Source organism: Haloterrigena salina JCM 13891, assembly GCF_000337495.1.
GTDB classification, from domain to species: Archaea; Halobacteriota; Halobacteria; order Halobacteriales; family Natrialbaceae; genus Haloterrigena; species Haloterrigena salina.
The window spans coordinates 14219-27758 of the sequence record NZ_AOIS01000037.1 but is presented as its reverse complement, the minus strand read 5'-3'; the positions used below and the strand labels follow the sequence as shown (position 1 = coordinate 27758).

At 64.6% G+C, this 13540-nt stretch carries 16 protein-coding genes; 13 read left to right on the top strand and 3 right to left on the bottom strand.

All coding sequences use genetic code 11. The annotated features are described in order from the left end of the window. The first annotated feature begins 245 nt into the window (after positions 1 to 245). Positions 246 to 824 carry a DUF4399 domain-containing protein gene (locus C477_RS10730; protein WP_152423309.1) on the top strand — a complete coding sequence of 193 codons (579 nt, stop codon included), beginning with the start codon at positions 246 to 248 and terminating at the stop codon, positions 822 to 824. Positions 825 to 895: 71 nt separating this feature from the next. On the opposite strand, the gene C477_RS10725 is transcribed toward C477_RS10730, so the two are convergent. After that, positions 896 to 1858 carry a transcription initiation factor IIB gene (locus C477_RS10725; protein ID WP_006108914.1) on the bottom strand — a complete coding sequence of 321 codons (963 nt, stop codon included), beginning with the start codon at positions 1856 to 1858 and terminating at the stop codon, positions 896 to 898. Between the two features lie 162 nt (positions 1859 to 2020). Here C477_RS10725 and rnhA point away from each other — a divergent pair, with 162 nt between their 5' ends. Both rnhA and C477_RS10715 read left to right on the top strand, forming a co-directional pair. Next, positions 2021 to 2614 carry a ribonuclease HI gene (rnhA, locus tag C477_RS10720; RefSeq protein ID WP_008894509.1) on the top strand — a complete coding sequence of 198 codons (594 nt, stop codon included), beginning with the start codon at positions 2021 to 2023 and terminating at the stop codon, positions 2612 to 2614. 66 nt (positions 2615 to 2680) lie between these two features. Further along, positions 2681 to 3319, top strand: coding sequence for a DUF7108 family protein (locus tag C477_RS10715; RefSeq protein WP_008894508.1), 639 nt, complete (start codon positions 2681 to 2683; stop codon positions 3317 to 3319). Positions 3320 to 3358: 39 nt separating this feature from the next. Here C477_RS10715 and C477_RS10710 read toward each other — a convergent pair whose 3' ends face one another. Beyond that, positions 3359 to 3718 carry a PadR family transcriptional regulator gene (locus C477_RS10710; RefSeq protein WP_008894507.1) on the bottom strand — a complete coding sequence of 120 codons (360 nt, stop codon included), beginning with the start codon at positions 3716 to 3718 and terminating at the stop codon, positions 3359 to 3361. A 204-nt stretch (positions 3719 to 3922) separates the two neighbouring features. Here C477_RS10710 and C477_RS10705 point away from each other — a divergent pair, with 204 nt between their 5' ends. The 5 genes from C477_RS10705 (at position 3923) to C477_RS10690 (ending at position 7314) form a co-directional block, all read left to right on the top strand. Next, a complete protein-coding gene (locus C477_RS10705; protein ID WP_008894506.1) occupies positions 3923 to 4453 on the top strand; it encodes an inorganic diphosphatase in 531 nt (176 codons plus the stop codon). 163 nt (positions 4454 to 4616) lie between these two features. Then, positions 4617 to 4748 carry a hypothetical protein gene (locus C477_RS24715; protein WP_008894505.1) on the top strand — a complete coding sequence of 44 codons (132 nt, stop codon included), beginning with the start codon at positions 4617 to 4619 and terminating at the stop codon, positions 4746 to 4748. Between the two features lie 162 nt (positions 4749 to 4910). After that, a complete protein-coding gene (locus C477_RS10700; protein WP_008894504.1) occupies positions 4911 to 6254 on the top strand; it encodes an alkaline phosphatase family protein in 1344 nt (447 codons plus the stop codon). Between the two features lie 81 nt (positions 6255 to 6335). After that, entirely contained in the window at positions 6336 to 6749 is a 414-nt protein-coding gene (locus C477_RS10695; RefSeq protein WP_008894503.1) for a DUF371 domain-containing protein, read from the top strand. A gap of 88 nt (positions 6750 to 6837) precedes the next feature. Next, positions 6838 to 7314: a hypothetical protein gene (locus C477_RS10690; protein WP_008894502.1), complete on the top strand. Its 477-nt coding sequence runs from the start codon at positions 6838 to 6840 to the stop codon at positions 7312 to 7314. A gap of 39 nt (positions 7315 to 7353) precedes the next feature. Here C477_RS10690 and C477_RS10685 read toward each other — a convergent pair whose 3' ends face one another. Continuing rightward, a complete protein-coding gene (locus C477_RS10685; RefSeq protein WP_275040467.1) occupies positions 7354 to 8199 on the bottom strand; it encodes an endonuclease/exonuclease/phosphatase family protein in 846 nt (281 codons plus the stop codon). A 346-nt stretch (positions 8200 to 8545) separates the two neighbouring features. On the opposite strand from C477_RS10685, the gene C477_RS10680 reads away from it, so the two are divergent. The 5 genes from C477_RS10680 (at position 8546) to C477_RS10660 (ending at position 13512) form a co-directional block, all read left to right on the top strand. Next, entirely contained in the window at positions 8546 to 9370 is an 825-nt protein-coding gene (locus tag C477_RS10680) for an endonuclease III domain-containing protein (RefSeq protein ID WP_008894500.1), read from the top strand. Positions 9371 to 9503: 133 nt separating this feature from the next. Beyond that, entirely contained in the window at positions 9504 to 10643 is a 1140-nt protein-coding gene (locus C477_RS10675) for an ABC transporter substrate-binding protein (protein WP_008894499.1), read from the top strand. A gap of 10 nt (positions 10644 to 10653) precedes the next feature. Beyond that, positions 10654 to 11793, top strand: a complete 1140-nt coding sequence (locus C477_RS10670; protein WP_008894498.1) for an ABC transporter ATP-binding protein — start codon at positions 10654 to 10656, stop codon at positions 11791 to 11793. A 2-nt stretch (positions 11794 to 11795) separates the two neighbouring features. Beyond that, a complete protein-coding gene (locus C477_RS10665) occupies positions 11796 to 12716 on the top strand; it encodes an ABC transporter permease (RefSeq protein ID WP_008894497.1) in 921 nt (306 codons plus the stop codon). Beyond that, a complete protein-coding gene (locus tag C477_RS10660; protein ID WP_008894496.1) occupies positions 12709 to 13512 on the top strand; it encodes an ABC transporter permease in 804 nt (267 codons plus the stop codon). Before C477_RS10665 ends, C477_RS10660 begins: the two co-directional genes overlap by 8 nt. The last annotated feature ends 28 nt before the right edge of the window (positions 13513 to 13540 follow it).

Sequence of the window (13540 nt, the reverse complement as noted above, 5' to 3'; positions counted from 1 at the left end):
GGATACCGGTTGCGCTCGGATCGGGACGGTGCGTGTTCCCCTCGAGCGCCGGGACGGGCTGGCGCCGTAGCGAACGCAGGGCGTGGGTTTTTCGCCGTGAAGACGCCAGCTAGGGTACAGATTGCCGTCTCCGTAAGCCGATGGACGTTCCGTCGACCCGGTCGCCGATCGGTCCTCGAGCGGCCGCCGGGAACGCCGCCGATCGACCGAATTCGATCACCGCACCGCCACATTATCGATTTCCCATGACACGAACACCGACGCGACGCCAGTACCTCACCGCAAGCGCTGTGGCCGGAATCGCCACCGTCGCCGGCTGTGGCGGCGACTCAAACGAAGACGAAGGACCCGAGGAGAACGAGACCGACGACGAACCCGTCGAGAACGTCAACTACTCGGATCCGGAGGGCGAGCTCGCGTTCGTCGATCCGCAAGACGGCGCCGAGGTCTCGACTCCCGTCGGAATCGAAATAGAGGTCGAGAACTTCGAACTGCAGCCGGTTGGCGAGGACACGACGCCCGAGAACGGGGCCGGACACCTCCACGTGATCGTCGACGAAGGCTGCGTCGAACCGGAGTACGTGATTCCGCAGGAAGACGGCTTTTACCACCTCTCGAACGGCGAACTCGAGACCGAACTCGAACTCGAGCCGGGGGAACACAACCTCTGTGCCCAGGCCGGCGACGCCCAGCACAACGCCTACGACATGACCGACGAGATCTCGATTACGGTCACCGAGGGCGACGGCGGGGAGAGCGGAAACGAGAGCGCGGACGGTAACGGAAACGAATCCGACGGCGAGAACAACTCCACCGACGAGTAATCGCCTTCGGAGCGTTGTGCAGTCGCTGGTGAGGATAGCGCCGATAAAAAGACGGGACGGTCGTGGACGAGTTAGCCGTGGATTCCCATCGCTTCGATCTGTTCCTGGTACCGGTTCCGGATAGTCACTTCCGTGACCTGCGCGACGTCGGCGACCTCTCGCTGGGTCTTCTTCTCGTTACAGAGCAGCGAGGCGGCGTAGATCGCGGCGGCCGCGTAGCCGGTGGGAGACTTGCCCGAGAGGAGCCCTTCCTCGGCGGTCTTCTCGATGATCTCGTTGGCCTTGGTCTGGACTTCCTCGGAGAGTTCGAGTTCGGAACAGAAGCGGGGGACGTACTTTTTCGGGTCGACGGGGCGCATCTCGAGACCGAGTTCCTGCGAGATGTACCGATACGTGCGACCGATCTCTTTGCGTTCGACGCGAGAGACTTCCGAGATTTCCTCGAGGGAGCGCGGGATGCCTTCCTTTCGACAGGCGGCGTACAGCGCGGAGGTGGCCACGCCTTCGATCGAGCGGCCACGGATGAGGTCTTCCTTCAGCGCGCGGCGATAGATGACTGAGGCGACCTCGCGGACGGACCGAGGGACCCCGAGTGCGGAGGCCATCCGGTCGATCTCGCTGAGCGCGAACTGCAGATTCCGCTCCCCGGCGTCTTTGGTACGGATGCGTTCCTGCCACTTGCGCAGTCGGTGCATCTGACTGCGCTTCTTCGAGGAGATGGAGCGACCATAGGCGTCTTTGTCCTTCCAGTCGATGGTCGTCGTCAGCCCCTTGTCGTGCATCGTCTGGGTCGTCGGCGCGCCGACGCGGGACTTCTCCTGTCGCTCCTGATGATTGAACGCCCGCCACTCCGGGCCGGGGTCAATTTTTTCCTCCTCCACGACGAGCCCACAGTCTTCACAGATGAGCTCACCCCGGTCGGAGTCCTTTACGAGATTGTCCGATTCACACTCGGGGCAAGCGCGTACCCCTTCCTGATCCTCGGTCTCGTCCGTCTCACGCGTTCGCTCCCGCTGGCGGGTGGACCGTGTCATCGCACTTTTATAGTAGTATCACCATCGCATATAAATCCTTGGTCGGTGTTTTCCGCCACTGAGGAATATCTGTCGATATCGGGAACTACAGCGCTTCAGAAGCGGGGTTTACGATTTGATACCGGAAAGACTTTATCCGATTCCGGCGGATATCGGCAACGAATGCCGGTCATCGAGTGCGACGTCGAGACGGCTCGAGCACGACTCGAGGAAGCAGGGGTGTCGGTCGAGTCCGGAAACACGGATCACGAGCGTTGGCGGGCGAGCCGCGGCTCTGCGACGGCCGTCGCCTACAACGAGAAGGTCGTCATCCAGGGATCGAACCCGCGGGACCTCGAGGCGCTGTTGCGCGAGAGCGGCGGTCGCGCGCACGTCTACTTCGACGGCGGCTCGCGCGGGAACCCCGGCCCGGCCGCGATCGGCTGGGTGATCGTCACCGGCGACGGGATCGTCGCCGAGGACGGCGAGACGATCGGAACGGCGACCAACAACCAGGCCGAGTACGAGGCGCTGATCGCGGGCCTCGAGGCCGCTCGCGACTACGGCTACGACGAGGTCCACGTCCGCGGCGACTCCGAACTGATCGTCAAGCAGGTCCGCGGCGAGTACGACACCAACAATCCCGAACTCCGCGAGAAGCGCGTCACCGTCCACGAACTGCTCGGCGCGTTCGACGAGTGGACCCTCGAGTACGTCCCGCGAGAGGTCAACGACCGTGCGGACGGGCTCGTGAACGAGGCCCTCGACGCCGCCTGATCCGGATCGCCCGTCGGCCGGCGCGGATCGGCAAGGGAAAAAGTCCTCGAGGCCGTACGGATCGGTATGACTGACTCGAACGAATCGCTCGCCGAAACCGGTGCCGACTCCGAGGACGGGGCCGGCGACCTCGAGACCACGGAACTTCCCGCCGACATCGTCGACGAGGCCGAACGGCTCACGCGGATCGCGCGCGAGACGCCCGACGAGAACGAGGCCGAAGCGCGCAGGGAGCGGCGCGCGACACTTCTCTCCGAGTACGATTTCACCGCCCGGGTTCGCGACGACGACGGCGGCGACACCCTCGTCCTCCATCCCGCGGAGTGGCACGACAGTGAACAGGGCGTCATCCGGACCGACCGGATCGCCGACCTCTCGCGCGCGGTCGAGATCCCGCTCGAGGGAACGGGCGATCCGGACGACTGGAACGACGTCGCGGCGCGCAACCGGGAACTTGTCGAGCGCGTCCGCGAGAACCACGGCGACGTCCACGGCGACAACGCCGCGACGCTCGCCGATTTCGCGAGCAACCACTACGCGAAGCCGATCGCGGAGCTCACGGACGCGGAGCTCCGGGAGTTCCGTACCGAGTACTTCGTGAGAAATGCGTGGCCGTCCGCCGAACAGCGGGACGCGATCGCGGAATCGATCGAGCTGATCTCCGAGACGGCCGATCGTTCGGTCCCCGACCGTCGGGGCCGATAACCGCAACGAGTGGTTCTGGTGGAATCGCAGCCGCGGTCGTTAGTAGCTGTTCTCGACGATGTCGCGGATCTCGTCGGCGCGCTCGTCGTCAGTGACGATCTTCGAGAGCGACCACTGGACGCCGTCGAGGACGGCGTCGTAGCCGTCGTCGGTCAGCGAGTACTGGTTGGTTCGCTTGTCGAGTTCGCTCTTCTCGACCAGCCCGAGGTCGACGAGTTCGTCGAGGTTCGGGTAGAGACGCCCGTGGTTTACCTCCGTTCCGTAGTAGTCCTCGAGTTCGCGCTTGATCGCCAGGCCGTACATCGGCTCTTTGGCCAGGATCGTGAGGATGTTGGTCTGGAACGCGGTGAGTTCGCGTGCAATACTCTGTTCGCCGGTGATTGATTGTGCCTCTGACATACTTGTGCAAATGTCACCAGACTATTTAAGACTTGTCAACTAATCCCTCGTATGCGCGATCGGCGGCTAGCCGATCGACTTTGCAACCGCCGGACACTGGTGGGTCTTGTCCGGATCTCATGTCGTGTATCTGGCAACCGTCGTCTACAATGTGACACTCGATTACGAAAGTACTTTTTGATCCACCGATGGAGTCTCCGGTACATGGTCAACCTCTGGGAAGACCTCGAGACCGGACCGAATCCGCCAGAAGAGATCTACGCCGTCGTGGAGTGTCTCAAGGGCGAGCGAAACAAGTACGAGTACGAGAAGGACATCCCGGGCGTCGTCTTAGACCGCGTGCTCCACAGTAACGTCCACTATCCGAGCGACTACGGCTTCATTCCGCAGTCGTACTACGACGACGAGGACCCCTTCGACGTGCTCGTCCTCGTCGAGGATCAGACGTTCCCCGGCTGCGTCATCGAAGCCCGCCCCGTCGCGCTGATGAAGATGGACGACGATGGCGAGCAGGACGACAAGGTCATCGCGGTCCCCAGCGAGGATCCGCGCTACGACCACATCGAAGATCTCGACGACATCCCCCAGCAGCAACTCGACGAGATCGACGAGTTCTTCGCGACCTACAAGAACTTGGAGGAAGGCAAGGAAGTCGAGACGCAGGGCTGGGAGGACAAGCAGGCCGCCTACGACGCGATCGAACACGCACAGGAGCTCTACGAGGAGAACTTCTAGTCGCTCCCGCGGCTCGCCACTCGCCACGCCGTTTTTTCGCGCCGACGACGATGGTTCCGCCAGCGGTCGCTCCCGGATTCGCGCGAGTTATGTTCGTCTGCACGCCTCATGCATTATGAGCATGGGTAATTTTATCCCCCTCGCAGCGGTACGTCTATTCGTCATGGCAGCCACCAACCCGTCCGCGCGAACGTCCGACGACGACGCCGACGTCCCCGAGTCCGGCGTCGGTATGGCCCACCTGACGGTCGTTCCCGAGAACTTCGACCCGGCCGAGGACGACGAGGACGAGTAAGCCCGCTGCGCCCGTCGCAGGCCTCGAGTCAGTCGTTCGAGCGGTCGTTGCATCGCCGTCCCGCCGTCGGTGCCGTACGGTCCCACGTGAACTAGTGTCAGTTCTTCTCAACACAGTGTCTCGAAACGAAGGTTCTTGTATGCGGTCGAACTACCCACGCCCATGGGTCTGTTCGATCGACTGCGGGGCGACGACGCCCCCCGTGTCGCGTTTATTGGGGTCGATGGCGTGCCGTATAGTCTCCTCTCGGAGAACGAAGAACTGTTCCCGAACTTCGCCGCGATCGCCGACGAAGGGACGGCCGGCGAGATCTCGAGCATCGTTCCGCCCGAGTCCAGCGCCTGCTGGCCGTCGCTGACGACCGGAGTCAACCCCGGTGAGACCGGCGTCTACGGCTTTCAGGACCGCGAGGTCGGCACCTACGACACCTACGTCCCGATGGGACGTGAGGTCCAGGCCGACCGCGTCTGGGACCGCGTCCAGGAGGACGGCCGCCAGGCGACGGTGATGAACGTTCCCGTCACCTTCCCGCCCCAGCGCAACGTCCAGCGGATGGTCTCCGGATTCCTCTCGCCCGGACTGGAGAAGGCGGCCTACCCCGACGACGTCCGCGACTACCTCGAGACGCTGGACTACCGGATCGACGTCAATCCGAAACTCGGCCACCAGGAGGACAAATCGGAGTTCATCGAGGACGCCCACGCGACGGTCGACGCGCGCTTCGAGGCCTTCAAACACTACATCGAGGAGGACGACTGGGACCTCTTCTTCGGCGTCTTCATGACGACCGACCGGGTCAACCACTTCCTCTTCAAGGACTATGAGCGCGACGGCGAGTACAAAGAGGAGTTCATCGAGTTCTACCAGAAGGTCGACGACTACATCGGTCGGCTCCGCGACGCGCTGCCCGAGGACGTTACCATGATCGTCGCCTCCGACCACGGCTTCACCAGCCTCGACTACGAGGTGCACTTCAACGAGTGGCTTCGAGAGGAGGGCTGGCTCTCCTTCAAGACCGACGACCCCGAGGAACTGGGCGATATCGCCGACGATACCAAGGCCTACTCGTTCATCCCGGGTCGGTTCTACATCAACCTCGAGGGTCGGGAGCCGCGCGGCTCCGTCCCCGAAGAGGACTACGACGAGGTCCGCGACCAGCTCAAGGCCGATCTGGAAGCGCTCGAGGGTCCCGACGGCAACAAGGTCGTCGAGCGCGTCGTCGAGAAGGAGGAAGCCTTCCGCGGCGACCACGACGACATCGCGCCGGACCTGGTCGCGATCCCGAACAAGGGCTTCGACCTGAAGTCCGGGTTCAAGGCCGATTCGGACATCTTCACGAGCGGCCCGCGAAACGGTATGCACAGCTTCGACAACACGTCGCTGTACATCGACACGCCCGAAGCCACGATCGGCGACGCCGACCTCTTCGACATCACGCCGACCATCCTCGACCTCCTCGAGGTCGACTACGGCCGCGGCGAGTTCGACGGCGCGAGCCTGCTGTAGGTCCGCGGCGTCGCGCTCGAGTCCGTCCGGGTCCCGAACCCAATTCGAGGCCGTTTTCCGCCCGGCAACGAACCGACGGGCATGGAAGAAGTCATCCGCGCCAGCGGTCACGAGAACGTCTCCGCGGAGCACGCGAGCACGTTCGAGGTAACGACCGACGACTACCTCACTCCCGCCGGGGACTGCATCCTCGCCGTCGAGGCCGACCGTGCGCCCGCTGACTTCGATCCCGCGTTCGTCGAGGCCTGCCGGGACCGCGAGGCCACGATCGCGTTCACGATCGAAGCAGGCGGCTATACGGAGACCGTCGAAGGGCGCGGCGATCCCGACCTCGAGTTCACCAACGAGCGCAGCGCCGTCGGTCGGACCAGCGACTACGTGGACGACCGGACGATCATGAACGGCGCGGCGTTCGCGGCCGAGGGGTTCGATCGTGACCTCGTCGAGGCGCTGGCCGACGGCGCCGAGGCGACGGTGACGATCAGCGTGGAGTGAACCGGGCGCGACGGCGGATTCGAATCGGACCGGTGTCTTTTTGCGGATTGTCAACACGATATACGTATCGAGAATGGTTGGATTAGTTATGTCTCTGGCGCTCGTCGTGCTGGCGTATCTGGTCGTCGTGCCGCTGCTGGTTCTCGGTCACGAACTCGCCCACGCGGCGATGGGACTGGCCCTGCTTCCCGGGACAGTACGGGTCACGGTCGGGTCCGATCCGCGCTGGGAACTGTCCCTCGGTCGCCTCGAGATTAGCCTTGACCCGTCCGGCTGGCGGTCGTGGTGGCCCGGCTACTGCCGCACGGAGACGGCACCCGAGGGGTATCGGGGCGCGGCGTTCGTGTTGATCGGACCGATCAGTTCCCTCGTCTTCGCAGTGGGATTGCTCGATGCCGCGTCGATGGCGACCGAAGCGGTCACGATCGTCTGTCAAGCGGGGGCATACTGGGCGTTCATCTCGGTCCTCGCAACGGCCGTGCCGGTGACCTATCCCGACTGGATGCCGGCCTACGGCGGCCACCCGAGCGACGGAAAACAGGCGATTCGGTATCTGCGGGAGTGAGCCACGAGCCGACGAACCCGGCGACGATGGGTCTCCGATTCAATCGCGTGACCGCGCCCAGTCCGGCTTCCCAGTCCGGCGCTCGCGTCCGAACCGCCACCGCGATCCGTACTCGAGTTCGGTGAGCACGGGCAAGTGGTCGGACCGATAGGCGTTCTCGAGAATCGGCAGCGTCCGATACCAGTTTACGGTCGCGGTGTCCCCCGTGAAGACGTAGTCGATTCGATCGCCGACCCGGTTCGTGAAGCCGTGGTACGTCCCCCACGGGCCGGCGACGGTTGCCGTATCGGCCTCGCGACGGGGATCGACGAGCGGCGACGTCTCGTCGTCGCTCAGGCCGGTCATGATCCGATATGGCTCGCGATTCGGCTTCACGTTGAAGTCGCCCGTCACGACGACGTCCATCCCGTCGGCCGCCCGATCACGCGCTCGCTCGAGGATGAGTCGCGCCGACTCGGCGCGCGCTGTCTCGCTCACGTGAGAGAAGTGGGTGTTGCAGAACCAGATCCGGCGGCCGCTCTCGCGGTGGCGCAGGCTCGACCACGTCGTCACGCGCGGTAGGTCGGCGTCCCAGCCGACGCTCGGTTCCGCCGGCGTCTCCGAGAGCCAGAACGCCCCCCGGTCGAGCATCTCGAACCGATCCGCTCGCCACGCGACGGGAACCATTTCGCCCTCGCGGTCACCGTCGTTCCGACCGACACCGTACCACTCGTACGCCTCGAGTCGGTTCCGGAGGTCATCGTACTGGTTCGCGAGCGCCTCCTGAACGCCGAGGAGATCGGGCTCGGTCTCGGTGACGGTCTCAGTGACCCGACCCAAACGCTCGTCCCACGAGTGCTCGTCGGACGGGTTATCGTACCGAACGTTGAACGAACAGGCCCTGATCGTCGCAGAACGCCCTGAAAATCCAAATCGGCGCCGTCCGTTGGCTGTCGCTTCGGTCGAGTCGTCAGCCGCCGAAGCGGCCCCCGAGCCGAGAACCGATCCGATCGCTGCGCCCCCGATTCCGCGAACGACCGTTCGCCGTGGGTACTCGTCGAACATCACTCGAATCGGCGGGATGTTAAAATAATATGCTTTATAATTCTGGTATATTATAAAATATACCGGTAGGGTATTTCCCGTGGTGATGGATATTCATGGGGTTTCGATACCGAAACGGATCGCAAGCAGGGGTTCGACTCCGATCGAGATCGGTATCCACACGTATCACCGGGACCTATCGACGCGTATGAGCGACGACGAACCCGCCGTCAACATCAGCGGCGGCGTCGAGGGCGGCGCCGCGGCCGAGTTCGACCCGTCGACGGCCGACACCCGCGCGGAGGAAGTCGTCGACCGGCTCGGAGAACTGTACTGGGAGAAAACGTACGGCGGCCAGGACGCCTTCACCTGCCTCGTCCGCACGATCCTGAGCCAGAACACCAGCGACAAGGCGAGCCAGCCGGCCCACGACGCGCTGGTCGACAGGTACGGCAGTCCGGATGTCGACCTCGCCGAGTCGCTCGCAGCGGCCGAGCGGTCGCGCCTCGCGGAGACGATCAGTTCCGCGGGCCTCTACAACCAAAAATCGGAGGTGCTGATCCGAACCGCCGAGTGGATCCTCGAGGAGTTCGGCTCCGCCGCGGCGTTCGACGCGTTCGTCAAGGACGAGGAGCCCGCCGAGGTCCGCGACACGCTCCTCTCGGTCCGCGGCGTCGGCCCGAAGACCGCCGACTGTGTCCTGCTGTTCGCGGGCGGCCGCGGCGGCGTTTTCCCCGTCGACACGCACGTCCACCGGATCTATCGTCGGATGGGCATCGCGCCGGCCGCCGCCGACCACGAGGACGTTCGCGCGGTGCTCGAGCGCGAGGTGCCCGCCGCCAAGTGCGGGTTCGGCCACACCGCGACGATTCAGTTCGGTCGCGAGTACTGTACGGCGCGCAAGCCAGCCTGCCTCGAGGATCCCGACGCCTGCCCGATGGCCGACGTGTGCGATCAGGTGGGCGTCTATCCCGCGACGGGCGAGGTCGTCGATCCCGCCGAGGCGACGGAAGCGGCCGACTCCGAGATCTGAATTCGAGTCTCGCGGTTCTCGTCGACCGCTCGGTTAGTTTCAGCACCGGTCGCAACGGGAACTGGTAACATTTCGAGACGTTCTCGGAGTCCACAACGGTTTTACGTCGCCACCAGAGATGACCGGGGTACCAATGCCTGCAGACCCTGATGGGGTTGCAGAGACGAGCGCGACAGATTTCGAATCACCGTCCGATTCTCGAAGCGAATCAGTTTCACGCCGGCGCCTGCTGTCTGCGACAGCGGTCGGGTCAGCGACCGCCCTCGCCGGCTGTACCGAACTGCTCTCGAGCGGGAGCGGCGATCCGCTTCGCGTCAGCGTCTGGAGCGGGAACTACGCCGAGCGGTTCGAAGAAGCGGTCGTCCCGAGATACGAGGACGAGTTCGACGCGGAGATTCAGATCGAACCCGGTTGGGGCGACATCCTCACCGACATTCAGACGGCGGCGGACGATAACCCACCCTACGACGTCACCATCACGGAAGGGAACTTCTACTACTACGGCCGGCAAGACGATCTCTTCCACGAGATCAGGACGGAGAACGTCCCCAACGCCGACGAACTCATCGATTACTACGCGGACTTCCGGACCACGGAGTACGGGATGCCGGTCGACGGCGCCCCCTGTACCATCGTCCACCGCGAGGACCTGGACGGCGAGATCGAGTCCTGGAGCGACCTCTCCGGGTCGGCCGTCGCGGAGAGCAACGGCGTCGGCGTCGACACCGGCTTCTGGTGGTACCCGATGTACGCCGCCGCCGTCGGGATGGACGAGGCGGAACTCGGCGAGGAGATGCACGACGCCGACCTCCACGACGACGTCCTCGAGACCGTCCGGAACTGGCCGATCGAGAGCTGGGCCAGCTCCGGCCAGGACGTCTGGCAGGCCTTCCAGGACGACGTCATCGACGTCGCCCAGTGGTACTACGAGCAGACGGAGTACGACATCGACGACTACGACGGGTTGGCCCACACGATGCCGGAGGAGACAACCGGCTACCTGAACCACTGGTGTGTCGTCAAGGGGACCGACAAACGCGACCGGGCCGAGGAGTTCATCAACTTCCTCATGGACGCGGAGGTCCAGACGGCGTGGTCCGAGGAGATGCCGACCCTGTTCTGTAACGAGAACACCGAGTACGCCGGCGACCTCGCGGACGATCTGCCGAGCAACAGCGAGGAGGCGTCGAACATCGCCTTCCCCGACTGGGAGTTCCTCGCAGAGCACAGCGGCGACCTCTCCGACGAATTCTCCGCGATGCGGAATTCCTGACGACCACATCATGTCTGAAATCACGCTTGACGGACTCGCGAAACGGTACGGCGAGGAACTCGCCGTCGAAGACGTCTCAGTGACGATCGACGACGGCGAACTACTGTGCCTGCTCGGGCCCAGCGGCAGCGGCAAGTCCACGACGCTGCGGATGCTCGCCGGCCTCGAGACGCCGACCGACGGCGAGATCCGAATCGACGACGAGGACGTGACCGATCGACCCGCCTACGAGCGCACCACAGCGACGGTGTTCCAGGACTGGGCGCTGTTCCCCCACAAGTCGGTCCTCGAGAACGTCGCCTTCGGGCTGAAGATGCAGGGCGTCGGCAAGGAGGAACGCCGCGAACGGGCCCGGGAGATGCTCGAGCGCGTTCGGATGACCGACCACGCCGACGACGACCCGATGAACCTGAGCGGCGGGCAGAAACAGCGGGTCGCGCTCGCGCGGTCGCTGGCGGTCAACCCCGACGTGTTGCTGCTCGACGAGCCGCTGTCGAACCTCGACAAGCGGCTCAGCGAGGACATGCAGATCGAACTCCGCGAGATCCACGCGGAACTCGAGGAGACGTTCGTCCACGTCACCCACGACCAGGACGAGGCCTTCACGCTCGCCGATCGGATCGGCATCATGGCCGACGGGAATCTCGTCCAGGTCGGCGAGCCCAACGAGGTCTACCAGAACCCGAAGAACCGGTTCATCGAGGGCTTCCTCGGCGATACGAACTTCGTCGAGGGAGTGGTCGACCGGACGTCGCCGGACGCCGTCCGCGTCGAAACGGAGCTGGGACGGGAGGTCGTCGTGCCGACGTCGAACCCCGACGCGCTCGACGCGGGCGACGCGGTGTCCCTGTCGCTTCGACCGGAGGCCCTCTCGATCGAATCGGCGGATGCGGGGCTCGAGGCCGACGAGGCCGGCCAGCCCGTTCGAACCGACGGCAGCACGACGAACTCCGTCGTCGGGACCGTCGAGAGCGTTCTCTACCGCGGCTCGACGGTTCGCTACTCCGTCGCGGTCGAGGGGACGTCGGTGTTCGCCGAACGCACCGTCTCTGACTCGGGCGAGTTCGAGACCGGCGACGAGATTCGGATCAGCTGGGATGGCGCGGACGTCCTCGCGTTCCGCGACGACGGCTCGAGGGTCGATCTGTAGCGATGTCCGGAACCCACTCGTCGCTGCCGGCGCCGATCGCTCGCGTCTGGGAGCCGCTCCGGGAACGATCCCGATCGAAGCGAGCCCTGTTGCTGATGGCGCCGCTGCTCGTCTTCGAGTTGCTGCTGTTCGTGGCGCCGTTCCTAATCTTGCTGCGGATCAGCCTCACGTCGGGCTCGCAGGACCTCCGGTACGCCGCGGGGACCTGGTCGCTCGAGGGCTACGCGGAGGTGCTCTCCTCCGGCGTCCTGCAGGACGCGATCCTCTACTCGTTCAAGCTGGGACTGATCGCCACGGGGATCACCGTCTCGATCGCGGTGTTCTACGCCTACGCGATCTGGCGTGCCGAGGGCGCGATCAAGTCGGCGCTGCTGTTCTCGGTAATCTTGCCCCTGCTGACGACCCTCGTCGTCAAGACGTACGCGTTCAGACCGCTGCTCTCGCCGACCGGGACGGTCAACGACCTGCTCCTGTCGCTGAACCTCGTCTCGGAGCCGATCCAGTTCGTTCCCGGGACGATCGGCGTGATCGTCGGGCAGGTCTACATCGTCCTTCCCTACGCCGTGTTGGCGATCTACAGCGTCCTGTCGACGATGGACTGGGGGATCGTCGAGGCCGCCCGCGACCTCGGCGCGAGCCGACCGCGCTCGGTCCTCGAGATCGTCGTGCCCCAGGCGATGCCGGGGATCATCGTCGCGACGGTGATCTCCTTCGCCTGGAGCGTCGGCGCCTACGCCGCGCCGGGGCTGCTCGCCAGTCAGCGGGTCCCCTTCGCGATCGAAGTCGAGAAGCGGTTGCTGTCGAACCTCCAGTGGGAGATCGCGACCGCCTACGCCGTGATCATGCTGCTCCTGATGGCCGCGAGCATCGGCGTGCTCACGGTCACGCTCAACCGTTTCGGAGGTGAGTTCGAGTATGCATAGAGAGACCGTCGAGAACGTCGCGTTCCGCGCGGGCTACCTGGCCATCTTGACGTTCATGCTGTTGCCCCTCGCGGTGGTCGTCGCGACCTCCTTCGAGGCGTCCGGCCAGCTCCTCTTCCCGCCGGAGAACTACTCGCTGGTCCACTATCGGACGTTCTTCGAGGAGACGACCTGGCTATCGGCGTTCGACAACAGCCTCCTCGTGGGCACCGGGACGACCGTCGTCGCGACGACCCTCGGCGTCACGGCGGCCTTCGGCCACGAACTCGACGACGGCCGGACCGGCCAGTTGCTCGCGCCGCTCGTCCTCGTCCCGCTACTGATCCCGCCGATCATCCTGGGAATCTCGATGCGCGTCTACTTCGTCAGAGCCGGGCTGAACGCCTCGTTCCTGAGCATCATCCTCGCGCACACGCTGTGGGCGACGCCGCTCGTCTACTTCGTGATGCGGTCGGTGTTCAGCCGGTTCGACTGGCAGCTACTCGACGCCGCGAAAGACCTCGGCGCCGGGCCGATCCAGTCGTTCGCCTACGCCGTCCTCCCGAACGTCAAACACGGGATCTTCGTCGGCGCCCTGCTCGCGTTCATCGTCAGCCTCCAGGAGTTCGTGATGGCGCTGTTCCTCTCTAGTCACAGCACGGAGACCATTCCGGTCGTCGCGTGGACCGCGCTGCGACAGTCGCTCGATCCGATGGTGAGCGTCGTCTCGACGTTCCTCATCCTCATCTCGATCGTCGCGATCGTCGCGGCGACCGTCGCGACGAACCTCGAATGGCTCTCGAAACAGCTCTCCTGAATCGACTCCCGCGGCTCGCGATTTCTCG